Source organism: Limnothrix sp. PR1529, assembly GCF_002742025.1.
Taxonomy (GTDB): Bacteria; Cyanobacteriota; Cyanobacteriia; order CACIAM-69d; family CACIAM-69d; genus CACIAM-69d.
The window spans coordinates 59480-77809 of sequence record NZ_LIRO01000070.1; the positions used below are offsets into that span (position 1 = coordinate 59480).

An 18330-nucleotide genomic window follows, 5' to 3' on the forward strand; every position below is an offset into this window, starting at 1 on the left:
CAAGCGATTTATAGGGAACGTTGAAAGAGGTTTGGGTATGGCGTTGCTAGTGCTGACCGATGGGGATGATCGGCTGAATTTGACGGAAGCCCAGGCGGTTTTGGGGCAGGGGGGCAATGATTCCCTAACCGGAACCAGTGGCGATGACATCCTCTACGGCGGCCTGGGCAACGACACCCTGATCGGCGGTGCTGGAGCCGACATTCTGGGCGGCAACGAGGGGGACAATCGCCTGCGAGGTGGGGCGGGCAGCGATATTTTTGTGATTGAGGCTGGAACCGGCACAGCAACGGCCCTGCAACGGATTGAGGATTTTGATCCAACGAGCGATCGAATTGGGCTGGCTCCGGGGCTGCGGTTCGAGGATTTGGAGATTGTGCGGGTTAGCGATCGCGCCAATGACACCATCGCCACCAGCACCACCGACAGCCCCGGCGAAGTGCTGATTTTTCTGAAGGGCACGACCAATCTGCTGGCCCGGGTGGCCAATGTGCGGTTGGCAGACTTGGGGCGCGATCGATTCGTGGAAGCGGAGGTGCTGCAATTTAGCGACAGCACTTTTCAGATTCGGGAAGATGGCACACCGTTCACCAGTATTCGCATTGAGCGCAGTTTTCCCTTTCTGAAATCGCCAATCACCACCAAAACGGTCACGGTGGGTGTGAGCAATGGCACGGCGATCTTGGGCCAAGATTTGCGCTTGGATGGGCCGATCGTGGCGGAGTTTGGGGCCGATGAGCGATCGGTCTCGGTGGTGTTGCCGTTGGTGGATGACCTACTGGTGGAGGGAACGGAAACCCTGCGCCTCACCTTGACGGATCCAACCGGGGGCAGCAAACTGGGCGATCGCACGCAGGCGACCCTCTTGATTGAGGACAATGACCAGCCTTCAGCGGCTTCGCCGGGACGATTAGATTTCAGCGGCTCCGTCTACAGCGTTGAAGAAAGCGATGGTTCCGCCCTGATCGCCATCACGCGCACGGGAGGCACCAACGGCGAAATTACCGCCACGATCGATATTGTCAATGACAGCGCGATCGTCTTCCGCGACCTGGGCGCACCGGAACCCACCGTGGTGCGGTTTGCCGACGGAGACAGCACCACCCAATTTGTCCGGGTTCCGCTGATTGACAACTTTGTGGAGGACGGAACCCGCAGCGCCATTTTGCGGCTGGTGAACCTGACCAACGGAGCCAGCACCGGAGAACGCCCCGCCGCCCGCTTGGAAATCATCGACAACGACGGCCCCGCCGGAACTTTATCCTTCAGCCAGCCGGTTTTTAGCGTGGTGGAAGGCCAGGCGATCGCCTCGGTGACGGTCACCCGCAGCAACGGCAGCAGCGGCCCCGTCACCGCCCTCATTTCCACCACCAGCGGCACGGCGGTTCCCGGTGCTGATTTTGGCATTCCTGCCAGTACGCTGGTGAGCTTTGCCGACGGGGACACCACGCCCAAAACCATTCAATTCTCGATCGGGGATGATGCCCTGTTGGAAACCACCGAAGTGGTGAATTTGGCCCTGGTCAACCCGACGGGCGGGGCCTTGCTGGGGCGGCAAAATACAGCCGTGTTGGAGATTGCCGATAACGATCGATTCACGGCCCAGGTCAACTTTGGGCAAGTGCGCGATCTCCAGCCGATCGGCACGGATCCGATTACGGGCGTTCAATTTTCCAGCAATGCCCTAGGAATTTTGGATTACAACGCGGGTGGCAGCGGCAACTTCACCGATCCGCTGCTGAATGCCGGAACTGCCGCCCAAGTGATGACCTACGGAGAAGGGCGATCGATTGTGATGACCGTGGCCAACGGGTTTCGCGATCGACTTAGTTTCCGTTATGCGGCCCCCTTTGCCCTTGATCCGCGCCGGGATCCCGATGGGGATGGCCTCCACGAAGTGACGCTCTACGATGGGCCCAACGGCACCGGAAACATTTTGGCCATCATCGATCTGCCCCTGACCGCCGACAGCAACTTACCCGTGGGAGCCTATGCCCTGACCCGCGATCCCTTCGTGGTGAACTTCAGTGGCATTGCCCGATCGGTCACCTTCGGCAGCCAAGCAGACAAGCTGATTTTGGACGACATCGCGATCGGCTAGGCTGCTCGTCACGGCAATTCGTAGCCTGCTGAACAGCAAAAATTTTGATTTGCTTCAACATTGACGGGTCGCATATCTAGTGTTTGACTGAAAAAGGTTTTCTGTTTCACGCTAGATATTGTGGGTGTCCCATCAGCTATGGTCTCGCAACTTGAGGTTTCCACCCTATCGCGATCGTCCAACTCCCTCGCTCATGGTTTGGTGCAGGTGTTTACCGCGCCCCGGCGAACGTTTCTGACAGATGTAATGGCCCAGGCCCTGCGCGTGGCCGGCCAGGGACAGTCGGTGTTAGTGGCCCAATTCCTCAAGGGCGGTATTCGTCAGGGCAGCGACCATCCGATCTCCTTGGTGCAACGGCTGGATTGGCTGCGTTGTGACCTCTCGCGCAATTTGGATGAAACCCAGCCCACGCCGGAAGAAATCGCCGCCATTCGTGATCTTTGGCAACAGGTGGTCGATCGGGTGCAATCGGGACAATACGAGCTAATCGTGTTGGATGAATTAAGCTTGGCAATTCGGCTGGGGGCGATCGACTGCAAGGAAGTGCTGGATTTGCTCGATCGCTGCCCGCAACACCTGGACGTGATTTTGACTGGGCCCGACGTACCCCAATCGCTGTTGGATGCGGCTGACCAAATCACCGAAGTGCGTCGCAGTCGTCGTTCTTGATCGTTAACTCTGGCTTGTGTGGGCTGGTCTGCTCGATCGGGACTGCGCCCTAGATTGCGCCGCCCCCGAAAGCCATCACAGCCAGGGGTAGCAAGCCCAAGGCTGCTTTATGCTAAGGTGGCTTGCTGCCCTACCTCACTCGCTGACGATCATGCTCAAGAACGATGCCTGGATTACCGAGATGGCCCGCCAAGGGATGATTTCCCCCTTCGAGCCAAAACTTGTACGGCGCATCGAGCAGCATCCCGTCATCTCCTATGGGTGCAGCAGTTTTGGCTATGACATCCGCCTGTCGCCCAAGGAATTCAAAATTTTTCGCCACATTCCTGGCACAGTCGTTGATCCCAAAAACTTCAACCCCGCCAACCTGGATCCCGCCGAGCTACACCGCGATGAGAACGGTGAATTTTTCATCCTGCCGGCCCACTCCTACGGCCTCGGAGTCGCCCTAGAGCATTTGCAAATTCCCGACACCATCACCGTCCTTTGCATCGGCAAAAGCACCTACGCCCGTGTCGGACTGATTGCCAACTTGACCCCAGCGGAGGCGGGCTGGCGCGGCCATTTGACCCTGGAAATTTCCAACGCATCGAGCGCCGATTGCCGGATCTATGCCAATGAAGGCATTGTGCAATTGCTCTTTATGGAAGGGGATCCTTGCGAAGTCAGCTATGAAACTCGCCGGGGGAAATATCAAGACCAACCCGAGTCGATCGTGATTGCCCGAGTCTAATTCGCACCCAGTTTGCCGGTTATCCATCTCCCTTTTCCTGCCCCTCATTGTCGCTTTCCCTCGAACGTCATGGATTTGTTTCGCGTTGAAGTGCTTTCCGCCATGCCCAATCCTCAGCAGTTGGTGTGGGCAGCCATGCACCAAGATTATTCAGAAAACTTTGTGGTTGATGAGCGCGATCAATTCCCCGACGAGGCCCGAGCGGGTGAATTAATTATCAAGCACCTCTTACAAGGAAATCGGGGACATTTTGGGCCGATCGAGCATCCGCAAATTGTGTTTAATGTGGGCTTTTTCCCCCATTCAACCATGCAGCAATTGCGAACTCATCGAGTAGGAATCTCCTTCGATGTTCAATGTCTAGCAGGCAGCACAGAAATCACCTTTGTTAACTGTGAAGGTGAAACTAGTCAAAAACACAAAAGAACGATCGCTGAACTTCATGACCTCTGGACAAATGGCGAACGGTCTATCCGAGAGCGCCAAATTCGAGGTCGCCATGGTGAACCACCAGGAACCTATCGACGAAGTTGTCGAAAACGCCTGCAAAAAATGCGATTGCGGGTGCTCAATGAAGAAACCGGCTTTTTTGAAACGGGTCATATTCAAGACGTGATGTGCAGTGGTCTGCAACCCGTTTATCGAGTGACACTCGAAAATGGAAAGACATTGGACTGCACCACGAACCATCGTTTGTTCACAGATCAGGGCTGGAAAACAATGGCAGAAGCTGTTGGGCTAGTCGTGGACGAACAAGGTGAGGTTCTACGGATTGAGCGCGATCGCTTTGTCATGTGCAACGGGATTGCTGTTTCTGCGGAAATACCCACTTACCAAAACCAAGCCTGGTTAACGTATCAAATTCAGCAGGGGAAAACCGCACCGGAAATCGCTCGTCTGGCCCGTTGCAGCTCTAAAACCATTCGCATTTGGTCAGAGCGCTATGGTTTGACCTTGCCCAAAAGCCACCCTGGACGACGCGCAGGTGAACAACCCAAATTTAAGAATCAGGATTGTCCCGTACATAGGGATGTTCAGTGGTTGAAAGACCAGATTTCAGCCGGATCCTATGCGGATGAAATGGCTGTCCTGGCGGGTTGTTCCGTCTCTGCAATTAAAAAATGGGTGTATCACTACGGGTTAACTCTCAACAAACGCCCCGCTGGCCAGGCAACACCCTGGAACAAAAATCGAGGGGGCTATAGCCTGCATTTATCAGACGATTCCCGTCAAGCTCGACGCGCCCTGAGCTGTCAATTCACTCGCCGGGGTTCGGAATCTAATTTTTGGCGCGGCGGGGTTTCTTCGGAACGCACGATGAATGCAGCTTGGACAAGACAAATCGCCCCCCAAGTACATCAAAAATTTGATTACACTTGCCAAAACTGTGGTGTACGCGGCGGGGAACTCCATGCCCACCATTTAGTGCCAGTTTTTGCGAACCCTGGTCTGGCCTATGAATTTGATAATTTAGTGACACTCTGTTGCGACTGTCATCAAACAATTCACCACAATCATCAAGAAAAAGCCTTTGCTGAACGTTTTCACCAGCAAGGGTTAGTCATGGCTGATTCAAGCTGCTGGCTAGAAAAACCCAAGCCACCCAGTCGGAAGTTGAAAGCTCATCCTGTGCGGGTGATTGCGGTGGAATACTTGGGAGTCCAGATGACCTATGACTTGGAGGTGAGTGGAGATTGGCATAACTTTGTGGCTAACGGACTCGTGGTTCACAATTCCTTCCGATATTCGGGAATGCGAATTTTGGATGTTTTGAATGGCACTCGATCGCTTGAGGAAATTTTCTACCTGCGGCCGGTTGGTTACTACGCCGATCGCCAAGGGAAAAAGTATTTTTATTCGCCTGAGCAACGGCAAGCGGATTTGGATTGGTGCTTAGAAGCTTGCAAGCGCTATAAGCAACGGATTGAGGAAGGCCTGTCCGAAGAGCACGCTCGCGGGTTGATTCCCTTCGATGTGCGCCAGCATTTTGTGATGAGTTGCAATGCCCGATCGCTCATGCACATTCTCGATTTGCGGGCCAAAGCTGACGCACAGTTGGAAATTCAAAAGCTGTGCGACTTGTTGATGGTGCATTTCAAAGATTGGATGCCGGCCTTGGCCAACTGGTATGAAACCAATCGGTTGGGTAAGGCGCGGTTGTCGCCCTAGCGCTGATTATTGACGGTTGGCCGAATGATAATCACGGTGGTGCGATCGAACCCAGGAGGCAGCCCGGGCGGTACTGGAGAGCTGGGATTAGTCGGCGTGGCGCTGGGGGTGTTGCTGCGGGGGCGATTGGCTCCCTCGCTCACGGTGCTGGGTGTGCCGCTACCGGTTGCACCGCGCCCACCCAGAGGATCCGCCATCCCATCCAGGGCATCAATCACAAAGGTTTCGGAAAAGCCTGTGCGGGCCGGCCGCCGGGACTCTTCAAAAAAAGAGGGCTTGGGGCTGCTGCCCGAAGAGCCACTGGGGGCCGCTGGCTGGGCGATCGCCCCCATTGTTCCTAACCCCACGCCCAACAAGACTCCGATCGCCCCGCCGCTCAAACGCCATCCCCAGACCATAACCCGCCCCATCGCGATCGCCCTCTTCACTAATCAAGCTCAACAGTTCAGGCAAAATTTCTCGGATTGTAGCCAAGTTATTGCCCCAGCCTGCACCCAGATCGCTATCCAACCCGATCGTCATCCAGATTGAATCCGGCGAACTGCCGCGCTAGGATTCCTAAGCGGTGGCAAAAAACGCCAGCAGTTCCCCCGTTGGAATTGCTAGACGAACAAGAGCCATCGATCGTTTCCCTCTGCGCCGCCCAACCTAGAAAACTGCTCCACCCGATCGGCCCCCTTTGCAACCCATGAGCCAAACCAGCAAAAAACGAGTTCTCTCCGGCGTACAACCCACCGGCAGCATCCACCTCGGCAACTACTTGGGCGCAATCCGTAATTGGGTCGTCGATCAGCACCAGTACGACAATTTCTTCTGTGTGGTGGATTTGCACGCCATCACCGTTCCCCACAATCCGGCGGTGTTGGCCGCAGACAGCTTCAAGATTGCCGCCCTCTACTTGGCCTGTGGAATTGACCTCAGTTGCTCCACAATCTTCATCCAATCCCACGTGAGCGCCCACAGCGAATTGGCTTGGTTGCTGAATTGCGTCACGCCCCTGAATTGGCTGGAGCGGATGATTCAGTTTAAGGAAAAAGCCCTGAAGCAAGGCGAAAATGTCAGTGTGGGTCTGCTGGACTATCCGGTGTTGATGGCGGCGGATATTTTGCTTTATGACGCGGATTTGGTGCCGGTGGGCGAAGACCAGAAGCAGCACTTGGAGTTAACCCGCGATGTGGCGATTCGGGTGAATCATCAATACGGCAGCGAGGAGCGGCCGATTCTGAAAGTGCCTGAACCCGCCATCCGCAAGGAAGGGGCCCGCGTGATGAGCCTGACGGACGGGACGAAGAAGATGTCGAAGTCGGATCCAACGGAGATGAGCCGGATTGAGCTGTTGGACAGCCCCGACACGATCGCCAAGAAAATTAAGCGCTGCAAAACTGACCCCCAGCGCGGTTTGGAGTTTAATAACCCCGATCGCCCCGAATGCCACAACCTGTTGGGTCTCTATCAAATTTTGTCCGGCAAATCCCGCGAGGAAGTGGCGGCGGAATGTGCCGACATGGGTTGGGGACAGTTCAAGCCCCTGCTGACGGAAACGACGATCGCGGCGCTGGAGCCAATTCAGCAAAAATATAACGAAGTGATGGGCGATCGGGGCTATCTGGAATCTGTGTTGCGGGATGGTCGCGAAAAGGCGGCCGCCGTGGCCAATGCCACCCTGCTTCGGGTGAAGGATGCTTTGGGCTATTCGCGACCGCTTTAGGGCCGATTCGAGGGTTAATCAACCGCTGACGGGCGATCGGTGCGGCCCCGGGATTTGAGACCATAACCAACTGGACAAGGGAGACGGAAACTGCGATGAAAGCCGTGGTGTTTGGTGCAACCGGCGAAACGGGCCGGCGAATTGTGCAAGCCTTGGTCGATCGCCAAGTGCCTGTGCGGGCCGTGGTGCGCGATTTGGCCACCGCTCGCGCGATTTTGCCGGATTCGGTGGAAGTGGTGCAGGGCAATTTACTCGATCGCCGCTCGATCGACTCTGCCTTAGCCGGTTGCACAGTGGTTTTGAGCGCTGCCGGAGCCAGGCCCAGCTTGGATCCAACGGGGCCCTTGCAGGTGGATTATCTGGGAACCAAGAACTTAACCGATGCAGCCAAGGCGGCGGGCATTGAGCAGTTGGTGCTGGTCTCTTCCCTTTGTGTGTCCAAACTGCTCCACCCGCTGAATTTGTTTTGGTTGATTCTGTTTTGGAAACAACAGGGTGAGCGCTACTTGCAAGACAGCGGACTGACCTACACGATCGTGCGGCCCGGCGGTCTGAAAAACGAAGATCGGGACACCCCTGTGGTGATGAGCACTGCCGATACGCTCTTTGAGGGATCGATTCCCCGATCGCAGGTGGCCAAGGTTTGTGTCGAAGCCTTGTGGGAACCGGCGGCCCGCAACAAAATTGTGGAAATCGTGGCGCGGGATGATGCCCCCGTGCAGCCTTGGTCAGCCCTTTTTGCCAGCGTTTAAGCGCGGTTCGATCAATGTTTCCTAACTCATCCAATCCCAATCCCTTGGGGGGTTCTGGGTCGTCGCTGCCCGGTTCGCTGCCCGGTTCACTGCCTGGATCTCCCACCGGAGAACCCGGGGGCGATCGCTACGGCACCGGTCTAGTGGCTCCCCAAAGCGTGGATGCGCGCACCAAAAAATTGATGCAGCGCACTTTCTTGATCTTGCTTTTGGCCGGTCTGGCGATCGGGGCGGTCATCTCCGTAGGGGTGGTGATTGCCTTCCAAAAATTTGGACTGATTGGCGTACCCACCCCCAGCGCCCCGATCACGCCAGGGAATTAGCCCCAAACTGGCACACAACAAGCCATTAGGATTGGCGCACCACCGCCCCTCGCGCACATAACCCCAACAAGCTGCCACTCAACAGCAGCTTCAGGGTTTCCAGCCCAAAGTAGCCCCCGTGCCAAAGGGTCATGGCCGCCGGAACCGAGGGAGCAGTGCTAGCCCAAGACAGGGAAGCCCCTAGCCCCGCCATGGTCGGCGCGAGCCAATAGGTTTGCATCAACATAATGGCCATCAGCACTGCCGCGATCGCCACCACCCACCGCTCGCTGAGGCGGCTCACTTCGTGGCGATATCCCAAGGCCAGCGCACCGGCCATCACCACCCCGGCCACCAACAGCCCCACGTGGTTGAACCCATTGAGCAGTAACCAACCCACGGGCGCAAAGTCGGGCCGCTCCATCATGCCGCCCATGTAGAGGGCCGGCATGGCCGCCAGGTCGATCGCCAAGGTGGCCCCAACCCACAACAAGAGGGCGATCTCAACGGTCATTTTCCAAGCCGATTGCCCCAGACCGAGAGCGTGGCTGAGACTGGTTTTAAATTCAGAACTCATGCTCGATCGCCTCCTAAATTCCAATTTCTAGCCTAGGAAACTTCCGAGATCAGCGGTAGCCTTTGTTGGGTTTATTCATGATTTGCACATGAACCGTAATACCGGCGATTGCTGAAGAATCTAGAGAATTGAGGATCATGGTCTGATCGAAAAAATGAAGTTCTTCAGTTGCTCATTGCCCAAGTTTTACAATGGGTCATGTTCCAATGTTGACGATCGGCCGATCGATCAGTGCTAGGGCGCTTTGGGGGGTGATTGATCGAGCGCTTGAATGACCCAAGTGTTGTTAAAGGGTTCGATCGCCTGGATTTGGTAGCGGGGATTGGTTTTGAGCCGATCGAGCCATTCTGTTTTGGGCCGATAGGCGATCGCCCGTTGAATGGTTTCAGGAAGGGGCAGATCGGGTTCCTCTAGGTAAATCAGTTGGGCTTGGGACGGCAGGCGACGGGCCAGGGTAAGCAACCGCAGAGCATTGCCGCTGATCACCACGGGTGGCTGAAGCTCGCTCACCCGCTGGGCGATCGCCGGATCGTCGTAACTACTGTATTTGTTCCACCAGGTGGGAGCCATCACGCCTTGGCTACTGGACCACAGCCCCACCACCCACAACAGGGCGATCGCCCCCGCAGCCCAAGGCCGCCGCCGTTGGTTAGCCCAAGCTTCGCTGAGGCCAAAGGCCAGCACCCAGGTGAGGGCCAAGTAGGCCGGAAGGAAGTAGCGGGCAATGGTCGATCGCTGGCCACCATCCACCGCATCCAACAGGGCAAAGGGCAGGGCGATCGCGCCAGTCAGTAGGGGAAACAGCCAAATGTCCGGCGGCGTGACCCGCAGCAAGCGCCGGATGCTGAGTGCAACCATCGCCAGCAACAACCCGATCGGGAGCCAATGCCAGGACAGAGCGATCGGGTCGGTTTCCTGGGTGATGTCAAACAGGGGCCGATCGAAACAGGCTTGCCAATCCAGAGCGATCGCGCTGAAATTCAGGCCCCAACGCTGCACCAAGGTTCCCCAAGTCAGCTCCCGATCGATCCAACCCATGGGTTTTCGATAGGTCAACCAACAAACCAGCCAGGGACTGAACAGCACCAGCGCCCCCAACAGGGAACCACCCCAGGCCAAAAGGTTATGGCGCAAGGCATTCCAACCCCGGTGCGATCGCTCCAGCCATCCCCGCAGGGCCACGTAGGCTCCTTGAGCAGCAATCCCGAGGGCCAAGGGCAAATGGCCATAGAAATTGCAGGCCACCAAGACTCCGTAGGTCATCCAGGCCGATCGGGTGGGTTTGCCCAAGCGATCGAGCCGCAGAGCACGCAACAGGGCCCAACTGGCCAACAAAAACAACACCACCGCCAAACTGTAGCCCCGGGCTTCGCGGGCATAGACCACTTGGATCGGGGAAACAGCCACCAGACCGATCGCCAAACCAATCACCGATCGGGCCCTGGGCCAATCGGCTAACCAAGCCTGCCCAAACAGAACCAAAGCCGGAAACACCAGCAGGCTCACCAGGGCAGAAAAGGCCCGAATCGCCGCTACCGAGTCCCCTGCCAAATGCGTCCAGCCCCGCAGCAGCAGGTAATAGAGCGGCACTTGGTCGGGGGTTTCGGTGGCCAGGCTGTGGAGCGTCGCCAGCCAAGGATGATCGCCCGATCGCTGCAAGGGAACTAAATCAGCGGGGAAAACGGGCCGCCCCTGGGGCTGGAAAAAGTCCTCCACTTGCTCCTTGGTATAACCCGCAATGCGGACGGAGGTGATGGTTTCGTCGTACCAGTAAACCGCGCGATCAAGAGCCGAAAACCGCAACAGCACCGCCACCACCAAGACGAACCCAAGCACCCAACCCGATCGGCCCGGCCCAAACCCGCCGGGCCAAAAACCGCCTAAATTTCCAAATCGGCTCGATCGCTTCGGGGAGCTGCTCATGGGTTCACATCCCGATCGCGGGCAATCTCAGCGGCGGCATCCGGCAAATCATCGAAATCCTCAGGGAGATCATCATCGGGAACATCATCCGCTGGCAATCTCAACCCATGCTCCTGGTCATCATTCATGAATCGATCCTCCTCGACGGCCGACCAATCGGCCGGGGGCCAGTGAAGCGCCAAATAGGGTACATCCCAAGAGTCTTGGCGCGATCGCCCCGCTGCAAAGTTGCGCCCCGTCTCCGCACCGGGGTAGGGCAAATGACCCACCGGAGCCGACAGGTCAAAAATGAGGGAATCGTAAGGAATCAGTTCCACCACCCGATCGGGCGCAGTGCCCCGAAACCGTTGCCACCAAAGGGCCAGCCGTTGCCAGTCATCCTGGGCCACCGCATCAGGATCAAACAGGGTCACTTGCCAGCCCACATAGTCCGCCAACTGCTCATAAACCTCTGAATCCCACTCTCCCGGCTGCCCGCCCAATTCTGTCCACAGGGCCGCTTGAATGCTCCAGCCAAATTGCCCGCGACTGTAGGTCACCCACAGCTCATCAATCTGTTGCAGTTCCGCCGTGGGTAATTCCAGAAAGGAGCATTGGGCGGCAAAGTAACGCACTAGCCGATCAGTTTCCCGATCGGCCGATCGCCAATCTCCCACTTTCAATGCTTCAAACAAATCCTGATATAAATCTTGGCGGGCAAACCCGCCCCTTGCTTCCGCACAAATCCGATGGGCTTCGCCTCGGCGGGCAATATCTTCGTAAATGAGCAGGCCATCTCGTTCAACTTTGTGGATCCAATCCTCACAGCCGGTCAGCTCTGGTGCAAAGGCATGGCCACAAAATTTACAGGCCTGGTGATCCAGAGGCGCACCACAGTTGGGGCAATGTTCCAAGGACGCGTCCAGGGCCAAGGCTCCACAACTGCCACAGGGGCGCGGGGCTAATTGCACCTGAGCCAAGCAGTCTTCATGAAAGAAGCGCTGTAACTGGGGTAAATAAACCACCGCCGAGGGGGCGATCGGCTGCTGACAAACCGCACAGGGCAATCCCAAATAGTCGATCGCCCCGCAATGGGGACAGGCCGCCGCCCCCAAGGGCACCGCTCCGCCACAGTCCAGGCAGGTGGATAACTCAGCCATGCATTCTCCTGCGTTGCTCAACCCCGGGCGATCGCTCCAGTTATGCAAGATTTTGCAACCATCGGGGGCGATCAGCGTTTGTCTGTGGGTTATTTTGCCTGATTTTCTGGTTCCTGTTTCCTGGCGCTCAGCGTGTTAATGAACCCCTGTTGATGAACCCTGCGGGTCGTTGCCTGAGCTGCTGGGGTTAATCAACCGTTGGGATCGCAGATTGATGGCAGCGCTATGCAGAATCAATGCAGCGCCAACTCAGTACCAATTCAGTTCAGTACCAATCCAGTGCCGAAGGTTCATAAACAGTTCAAGGGTTACAGCCGCGATCACTCGCTTCGGCGGTCGGGGTTGCGGTGTAGTATGTTCGTTGCGACATCCGGCCCGTTTCGGGGGTCGTTGGTTCAGCCGATCGGCGACGCGCAATCCTGAGGCCTATGCAACGCCAAAAATTTACCCTTGGTTTCATTGTGGTGCTGACGATCGCGGCGATCGCCGTGATTGTTAACCTGCCCGTGCAGTTGGGGCTTGACCTACGCGGTGGCTCCCAACTGACACTCCAGGTCATGACCACGCCGGAAATTCCCCAGGTCACGCCCGAAGATCTCTCGGCCGTCCGCAAAGTTATTGATAACCGGATTAATGAGCTGGGGGTTTCCGAAGCCCTGGTGCAAACGTCCGGCAGCGACAAGCTGGTGGTGCAACTGCCGGGGGTCAGCGACCCGGAACAGGCGGAGCGAGTTTTGGGCAACACGGCGCGGCTGGAGTTTAGGGAGCAAAAACCGGGAACCGAGGCCCAATACCAAGCGGAACGGCAAGTTTACGACGAGCTGAAGGCGAAACGGGCCGCGCTGATTCAGGCAGGGGACAAAGCCGCGATCGACGAAAATCAGCGGGCGATCGAACGGAGCCAGGAAGCCATTAGCCAACTGTTTGAAAAAGCGGTGCTCACGGGCCAAGATCTCCGGGAAGCGGGAGCCGCCCCGGATGGTGGCTTGGGTAACTCTTGGGTTGTGATTATTCGCTTTTCAGCCGATGCCGCCGATCGCTATGCGGAACTGACCAAAAAACTGGCGGGCACGGGTCGCGGCCTGGGTATTTTTCTCGATCGGGACTTGTTAACCGCACCCGTGGTGGGGCCGGAATATGCCCAATTGGGAATTACCGGCGGCAGCACCGAAATTCGCGGTAACTTCACCGCCGACTCCTCCCAAGAGTTGGTAATTCAACTGAAGGGTGGAGCCTTGCCCCTGCCCGTGAAGTTGGTGGAAACCCGCACCGTAGGCGCAACTTTGGGTCGCGACAGCGTAGAAAGCAGCATTTGGGCCGGTGTGGGTGGCTTGGTGTTGGTGCTGATCTTTATGGCCATCTACTATCGCCTGCCCGGCGTGGTGGCAGACTTAGCCCTGATGATCTATGCCCTGTTGAACTTTGCAGTATTCGCGTTAGTGCCTGTCACCCTCTCGTTACCAGGGATTGCGGGTTTCATTCTCAGCATCGGGATGGCGGTGGATGCCAACGTGCTGATCTTTGAGCGCACCCGCGAGGAATTGCAAGCGGGCAAGAGTCTTTATCGATCGGTCGAATCCGGTTTCTATCGGGCGTTTTCCAGCATTTTGGATGGTAACGTCACCACCCTGATTGCCTGTGTGGTGCTGTTTTGGCTGGGCACAGGTTTGGTCAAAGGGTTTGCCCTCACCCTGGCGATCGGGGTGTTGTTGAGCATGTTCACCGCCCTCACCTGTAGCCGCACTCTGTTGTTTGTGGCCCTCAGTATTCCTTCCCTGCGCCGTCCTGAGTGGTATTGCCCCGGTCTAAAGGCCGCCAATCTGAAAACGGCTGGCTCGGGCAACTAGCGCCCCCCTTCGCCCCATTCCACCTGCCCTCCTGAATCAGCAAGCGCGATGAACCTGAAGATTATTGAAAAAAGTCGGTTGTGGTGGTCGCTGTCCCTGGCCTTGACCGTTGCCGGGGCGATCGCCGTGATTGGTTGCATGGTCACCTTTGGCACGCCCCTGAAGTTGGGACTGGACTTTGTGGGGGGAACTCGCCTGCAACTGCAACTGGACTGCCCAGCCACCGGAGCCCAACCCCAATGCCAAAAACCTGTGGAGCTGGCCGATGTGCGGGCCGTGCTGAACGAACAGGATTTGGGCGGCGCGGCTGTCCAGTTGTTGGATGTGGATTCCAAGGCCCAAGACCGACATATCATCGCCATTCGATCGCAGGATTTAGCGGCCGAGAAGCGCACGGCCTTGGTGACCGCCCTGGAAGCCAAATTGGGCAAGTTTGATGCCCAAGGAACGCTGATTGACACGGTGGGGCCCGTGCTGGGGCAGCAGGTGCTGAACTCCGGGGTGATGGCTGTGTTGCTTTCCCTGCTGGGCATTGTGATCTACCTGCGTTTTCGCTTCCAGTGGGACTACGCTATTTTTGCGGTGGTGGCCCTAATCCACGATGTGCTGATTACGGCCGGGGCATTTGCGGCCATGGGCTGGTTTGGCGGCACGGAAATTGACACGCTGTTTATCGTGGCCCTGCTGACGATCATTGGCTTTTCCGTGAATGACACTGTGGTGATTTACGATCGGGTGCGGGAAAACATTGCCCAAAATCCCACCGCCCCGATCGATACAGTAGTGAACGATGCGGTGAATCAAACCCTGACCCGATCGCTCAACACCACCGCCAGCACCTTGCTTTCGGTTGTGGCGATCTTCCTGTTTGGGGGTTCCACCCTGCGGGACTTTTCGCTAGCCCTGATCATTGGGTTCATCTCTGGGGCTTACTCCAGTATTTTCATCGCCAGTACCCTGCTAGCCTGGTGGCGATCGCGCCCAGGCTATGTGCCCCCCAAACCTGCCACGGAAACCGAAACCAAGCTCCAAGACTCTATTTAGCCATTCCCTTCTTTGCTGAATCGGTTGGCTAAATTGGTTGGCTGAATCGGTTGGCTAAATTGGTTAGCTGAACAGGGCTACTGAACGGGTTTGCTGGGCTTCTGCAACTTTGCTGTTGCTGAGTGCCCCAATGCCAGTTTCTTGCTCGACCCCAAAGACTTCTCAATCGGCCGTTTGTCTTTTCTTCCTCGCCCCTTGCCCAAGCGTGCCTGCTCCTTCTTCCTCTCGCTTGCCCAGTCGATCGCGCTGGTTGCTGCTCGTCCTCTGTTGGGGCACGATCGGCCTAGCTAGTCTCTGGGCAATGCGCGAAGAGTTTGACCTCTGGCGCACCTATTTCACCTGGGCTGCGGTGCGCTATGCCATTTTTTTCAACCGCTGGCCGGTTTTTGGCCTGTCCCTTTGCCTGGGGCTGACCGTCACCACGCTGATCGATTACGGTCGCCATTATTTCTGTGATCAGCAGCCCGATCGCCCGCATAAACCCTAAATGGGTCACAGGCGTAAACGCTTTAACCAACCCCCAGACCTAGGCATTTTCAGAACCGCGATCGCAAGTTGACTGTCGAGAAAAGTTGATAATAATAAAGAGTGAATTGCAGTGAGCGATCGCTCCTCTTGCTAATCGGGTTTAAGCAATTAGGCCAACGGCTCGATCGCCCCAATGGTTACTTATGCCGTTTACCGAGGAACTACGCCATGTCCGTTGAAATCATAGAAAAGAAGTCAGCCGCCACCATCCGTAAACCAGCACCTCGCTACAAAGTGCTGCTGCATAACGATGACTTTAATTCCATGGAATACGTGGTGGAAACGCTGTTACAAACCGTTAGCAGCCTTACCCAACCCCAAGCCGTTAACATCATGATGGAAGCCCATTTTAACGGCTTGGCTTTGGTGATTACCTGTGCCCAGGAACATGCAGAATTTTATTGCGAAACCCTCAAAAACAAAGGGCTAACCAGCACGATCGAGCCAGATGAATAGGAACCAATTCATCAGTTGTTTTGAGCGATTCTAAGGAACCAAAGACAAGGGGCTTAAGCCCCTTGCCCCCACCAATCCTGGTGCTTTGCCAATACACTGGTGCTTTGCCAATACACTGGTGCTTTGCCAGTACCCCAAGTTATTGCTCAGACATCTTCTTGATCAGTTAATGGTTGCCCTATAAAGCAGACGGCTTGTACCCCAGCTTTTGGTAAACCGGGAGGGTGAAATGAAAACAACTCCCGCCGCCCGGCCGCTCATCAACCCAAATTTGTCCATAGTGGGCCCGAATCGCCCGCTGGCAGGCAGCTAGCCCAATGCCATATCCTTCTGAGCGTTGATCTCGTTGCAGTCGGAATCGCTCCTTAAAGATGGAGCTACGTTGGCTGTCGGGAATGCCGGGGCCACTGTCGCAAATGCTGACCTGCACATTCTGGGTGGTGCGGTGGAGGGCGGCCACATGGATTGTGCCCCCATCCGGCGTGTATTTCACGGCATTGTCCAGCAGGTTGGAAATCACTTGCCGAATTCGATCGGGGTCGGCATAAACCACCGGCAAGTCCTGGGGAATATCCGTTTCTAGGGTTTGGTGCTTCAGGCTAATTCGGCTGCTGAAGGTGTCGATCACCGCGTGACAAAGGGCCTTGAGATCCACGGACTGGGGTTGAATGTCGGCCTCTTGCCCCTCCCCTTGGGACACTTCCAACAGGTTGGCAATCAAGCGATCGATCGCCCGAATTTGCGATCGCGCCTGCATCAACAGTCGCTCCCGCAGGCTGTCGGTCATCTGGGCCGCCTGAATGGTGTTGGGTCGATAGCTGGCCTCCAGGGTCTCGATCGCCATCGAAGCTGCGGCCAAAGGGTTTCGCAAATCGTGGGCCACAATCTCGATCGCCCGATCCTTAAACCGCAACAGTTCCCTTAACTCCGCCTTTTCCCGCCCTAACCGAAAGACTTCATCTGACAGACGAATCACCTCCGCCGCCGTTGCCAACGACGAGGGCGAACCATCCGTCGGCATCATGTCCATCGGCTGGTTGTTCTCCGGCGAGTCCAAGCTGTCGTGAATTGCCTCTTGCCACCGCTCCCACCAAGCATCCAGTTGCTGGGCCAAGTCCATTCCCGTCAGGGTTTGGCGAGGGTGGGGATGCACCTTCACCAGCGCAGGCGTGGCAATCAGCCGGAAATGTTCAGCCACGTAGGGCTGCTCGGCCACGTCCACAATGTCGAAAGCAAAGGGATAGCGGGCTTTTAGGGCCTGTAATCGACCCTGAATTAGGCTTGCTTGCTCCCAGGAACTGGAGCGGTGATCCACAAACAGAAGCAGTTGCAAGGGCGCGCGTGAGGCAGGGAAAGGATCGGGCGAAACCGACATAAGCGATGAACCATAAGATCAATAAGTTATGGATCGAGGCGGGCCTGCACCGTGACCATCCACCCGCATTCCAGCCAAAAAGGCGCAAACTCTTTACAATCAACGTCAATCAAAATCAAGCTGCAAGCCAATTGCAATCAAACTACATGCAAACGCCCATCAAGGGCAGTGGGGGGTGATGGAGCTGGCAGTGGTTGCCTCTGTCGATACCAATACCGTAGAAATGCCGTCGCTGGATCAGCCGTTGCTGGATCAAGGGCGGGGTTGGAAATGGGGCCGCAGGCTAAAAGTCGCCAGTCGGTTGAGTTCAGGCTAAGTTGAGCTTGAATGGGTGTTGATTTCTCCAGCCTATCGCTTTTTTCAGCGGGAGCTGCCAATTACGGTAAATCGGGAGGGGTGGAAGCGGCAATTCGATCGAGCGCCGAGCGGGCCGCCTTCGTCACGATCCCGGTTACAACTAGGGTGGCGATCAAACCCAAAATAAAGAGCAACCACTCGATCGGGCTTTTGGCTCGTTCTCCATACCCCGCAAACAGGCTGGCCAAGTCCCGAAAAGAAGCCCCGATATAGACATAGGCAACCGTTCCCGGCAACATCCCGATCGAAGCCAATAGGTAGTCTCGGATTGAAACCTGCGTTAGCCCCAACATATAGTTCAAGGCATTGAAAGGAAACAGCGGCGACAAGCGCATCAGCAACACAATCTTGAGGCCATCTTCTGCAATGGCGCGATCGATCGCCTGAAATTGTCGATTTCCAGCAATCCAGCGCTGTTCCACCCAATCCCGAATGCCATAGCGCCCCACCAGGAACGCTGCCAACGACCCCAGCGTGGCCGCCCAGAAAACAATCACCGACCCCCAACCCACCCCAAACAGCACCCCGGCCCCAAAGGTCAACAGCGATCCGGGAACCAGCGCCACCGTGGCAACCACATACACAACCATGAAGGCGACGCCACTCCAGGGCCCCAGATGCATAATTTCCGATGAAACCCACTCCAAGAA

At 56.5% G+C, this 18330-nt stretch carries 17 protein-coding genes; 11 read left to right on the forward strand and 6 right to left on the reverse strand.

What is annotated here, in order from left to right:
* Positions 1-37 precede the first annotated feature (37 nt).
* From AMR42_RS11475 to AMR42_RS11490, 4 genes are all read left to right on the forward strand, one after another.
* The gene (locus AMR42_RS11475; RefSeq protein ID WP_099533593.1) at positions 38-2101 is read left to right on the forward strand and encodes a Calx-beta domain-containing protein; all 2064 of its coding nucleotides are present in this window, start codon (positions 38-40) and stop codon (positions 2099-2101) included.
* 138 nt (positions 2102-2239) lie between these two features.
* On the forward strand, positions 2240-2770 hold the full coding sequence (locus tag AMR42_RS11480; protein WP_099533594.1) for a cob(I)yrinic acid a,c-diamide adenosyltransferase: 531 nt from the start codon (positions 2240-2242) through the stop codon (positions 2768-2770).
* Between the two features lie 151 nt (positions 2771-2921).
* Entirely contained in the window at positions 2922-3503 is a 582-nt protein-coding gene (gene dcd, locus AMR42_RS11485; RefSeq protein ID WP_099533595.1) for a dCTP deaminase, read from the forward strand.
* A 69-nt stretch (positions 3504-3572) separates the two neighbouring features.
* Positions 3573-5672, forward strand: coding sequence for an FAD-dependent thymidylate synthase (locus tag AMR42_RS11490; protein ID WP_099533596.1), 2100 nt, complete (start codon positions 3573-3575; stop codon positions 5670-5672).
* Here the strand turns inward: AMR42_RS11490 and AMR42_RS11495 are convergent.
* A complete protein-coding gene (locus AMR42_RS11495) occupies positions 5669-6082 on the reverse strand; it encodes a hypothetical protein (protein WP_143473040.1) in 414 nt (137 codons plus the stop codon). The genes AMR42_RS11490 and AMR42_RS11495 overlap by 4 nt on opposite strands.
* A gap of 278 nt (positions 6083-6360) precedes the next feature.
* Here AMR42_RS11495 and trpS point away from each other — a divergent pair, with 278 nt between their 5' ends.
* From trpS to AMR42_RS11515, 3 genes are all read left to right on the forward strand, one after another.
* Positions 6361-7380 carry a tryptophan--tRNA ligase gene (trpS, locus tag AMR42_RS11505; RefSeq protein WP_099533599.1) on the forward strand — a complete coding sequence of 340 codons (1020 nt, stop codon included), beginning with the start codon at positions 6361-6363 and terminating at the stop codon, positions 7378-7380.
* 95 nt (positions 7381-7475) lie between these two features.
* On the forward strand, positions 7476-8132 hold the full coding sequence (locus AMR42_RS11510) for an SDR family oxidoreductase (RefSeq protein WP_099533600.1): 657 nt from the start codon (positions 7476-7478) through the stop codon (positions 8130-8132).
* A 14-nt stretch (positions 8133-8146) separates the two neighbouring features.
* Positions 8147-8455 (forward strand): hypothetical protein, encoded by a 309-nt coding sequence (locus AMR42_RS11515; RefSeq protein WP_099533601.1) that lies wholly within the window; start codon positions 8147-8149, stop codon positions 8453-8455.
* Positions 8456-8480: 25 nt separating this feature from the next.
* Here AMR42_RS11515 and AMR42_RS11520 read toward each other — a convergent pair whose 3' ends face one another.
* The 3 genes from AMR42_RS11520 to AMR42_RS11530 form a co-directional block, all read right to left on the reverse strand.
* Entirely contained in the window at positions 8481-9011 is a 531-nt protein-coding gene (locus tag AMR42_RS11520) for a DUF4149 domain-containing protein (protein ID WP_099533602.1), read from the reverse strand.
* Positions 9012-9245: 234 nt separating this feature from the next.
* Positions 9246-10934, reverse strand: a complete 1689-nt coding sequence (locus tag AMR42_RS11525) for a glycosyltransferase family 39 protein (RefSeq protein WP_099533603.1) — start codon at positions 10932-10934, stop codon at positions 9246-9248.
* On the reverse strand, positions 10931-12073 hold the full coding sequence (locus AMR42_RS11530; protein WP_099533604.1) for a GUN4 domain-containing protein: 1143 nt from the start codon (positions 12071-12073) through the stop codon (positions 10931-10933). The genes AMR42_RS11525 and AMR42_RS11530 overlap by 4 nt, the downstream gene beginning before the upstream one ends.
* 428 nt (positions 12074-12501) lie before the next feature.
* Between AMR42_RS11530 and secD the strand changes: the two genes are divergently transcribed.
* From secD to clpS, 4 genes are all read left to right on the forward strand, one after another.
* A complete protein-coding gene (gene secD, locus AMR42_RS11535; RefSeq protein ID WP_099533605.1) occupies positions 12502-13920 on the forward strand; it encodes a protein translocase subunit SecD in 1419 nt (472 codons plus the stop codon).
* A 48-nt stretch (positions 13921-13968) separates the two neighbouring features.
* Entirely contained in the window at positions 13969-14964 is a 996-nt protein-coding gene (secF, locus tag AMR42_RS11540; RefSeq protein WP_099533606.1) for a protein translocase subunit SecF, read from the forward strand.
* Between the two features lie 205 nt (positions 14965-15169).
* Positions 15170-15451 (forward strand): hypothetical protein, encoded by a 282-nt coding sequence (locus AMR42_RS11545; RefSeq protein ID WP_143473041.1) that lies wholly within the window; start codon positions 15170-15172, stop codon positions 15449-15451.
* A 209-nt stretch (positions 15452-15660) separates the two neighbouring features.
* A complete protein-coding gene (gene clpS, locus AMR42_RS11550) occupies positions 15661-15948 on the forward strand; it encodes an ATP-dependent Clp protease adapter ClpS (RefSeq protein WP_099533615.1) in 288 nt (95 codons plus the stop codon).
* Between the two features lie 178 nt (positions 15949-16126).
* Here clpS and AMR42_RS11555 read toward each other — a convergent pair whose 3' ends face one another.
* Together AMR42_RS11555 and AMR42_RS11560 are read right to left on the reverse strand one after the other, a co-directional pair.
* Complete coding sequence (locus AMR42_RS11555; RefSeq protein ID WP_099533608.1) at positions 16127-17323, reverse strand: histidine kinase; 1197 nt, start codon at positions 17321-17323, stop codon at positions 16127-16129.
* 377 nt (positions 17324-17700) lie between these two features.
* Complete coding sequence (locus AMR42_RS11560) at positions 17701-18303, reverse strand: TVP38/TMEM64 family protein (protein WP_099533609.1); 603 nt, start codon at positions 18301-18303, stop codon at positions 17701-17703.
* Positions 18304-18330: the final 27 nt, after the last annotated feature.

What these genes read in the sequence shown, in the direction of transcription:
- AMR42_RS11475 (WP_099533593.1), top strand. Translation starts at nt 38, where the DNA reads ATGGCGTTGCTAGTGCTGACCGATGGGGATGATCGGCTGAATTTGACG.
- AMR42_RS11480 (WP_099533594.1), top strand. Translation starts at nt 2,240, where the DNA reads ATGGTCTCGCAACTTGAGGTTTCCACCCTATCGCGATCGTCCAACTCC.
- dcd (WP_099533595.1), top strand. Translation starts at nt 2,922, where the DNA reads ATGCTCAAGAACGATGCCTGGATTACCGAGATGGCCCGCCAAGGGATG.
- AMR42_RS11490 (WP_099533596.1), top strand. Translation starts at nt 3,573, where the DNA reads ATGGATTTGTTTCGCGTTGAAGTGCTTTCCGCCATGCCCAATCCTCAG.
- AMR42_RS11495 (WP_143473040.1), bottom strand. Translation starts at nt 6,082, where the DNA reads ATGGGGCGGGTTATGGTCTGGGGATGGCGTTTGAGCGGCGGGGCGATC.
- trpS (WP_099533599.1), top strand. Translation starts at nt 6,361, where the DNA reads ATGAGCCAAACCAGCAAAAAACGAGTTCTCTCCGGCGTACAACCCACC.
- AMR42_RS11510 (WP_099533600.1), top strand. Translation starts at nt 7,476, where the DNA reads ATGAAAGCCGTGGTGTTTGGTGCAACCGGCGAAACGGGCCGGCGAATT.
- AMR42_RS11515 (WP_099533601.1), top strand. Translation starts at nt 8,147, where the DNA reads ATGTTTCCTAACTCATCCAATCCCAATCCCTTGGGGGGTTCTGGGTCG.
- AMR42_RS11520 (WP_099533602.1), bottom strand. Translation starts at nt 9,011, where the DNA reads ATGAGTTCTGAATTTAAAACCAGTCTCAGCCACGCTCTCGGTCTGGGG.
- AMR42_RS11525 (WP_099533603.1), bottom strand. Translation starts at nt 10,934, where the DNA reads ATGAGCAGCTCCCCGAAGCGATCGAGCCGATTTGGAAATTTAGGCGGT.
- AMR42_RS11530 (WP_099533604.1), bottom strand. Translation starts at nt 12,073, where the DNA reads ATGGCTGAGTTATCCACCTGCCTGGACTGTGGCGGAGCGGTGCCCTTG.
- secD (WP_099533605.1), top strand. Translation starts at nt 12,502, where the DNA reads ATGCAACGCCAAAAATTTACCCTTGGTTTCATTGTGGTGCTGACGATC.
- secF (WP_099533606.1), top strand. Translation starts at nt 13,969, where the DNA reads ATGAACCTGAAGATTATTGAAAAAAGTCGGTTGTGGTGGTCGCTGTCC.
- clpS (WP_099533615.1), top strand. Translation starts at nt 15,661, where the DNA reads ATGTCCGTTGAAATCATAGAAAAGAAGTCAGCCGCCACCATCCGTAAA.
- AMR42_RS11555 (WP_099533608.1), bottom strand. Translation starts at nt 17,323, where the DNA reads ATGTCGGTTTCGCCCGATCCTTTCCCTGCCTCACGCGCGCCCTTGCAA.
- AMR42_RS11560 (WP_099533609.1), bottom strand. Translation starts at nt 18,303, where the DNA reads ATGCATCTGGGGCCCTGGAGTGGCGTCGCCTTCATGGTTGTGTATGTG.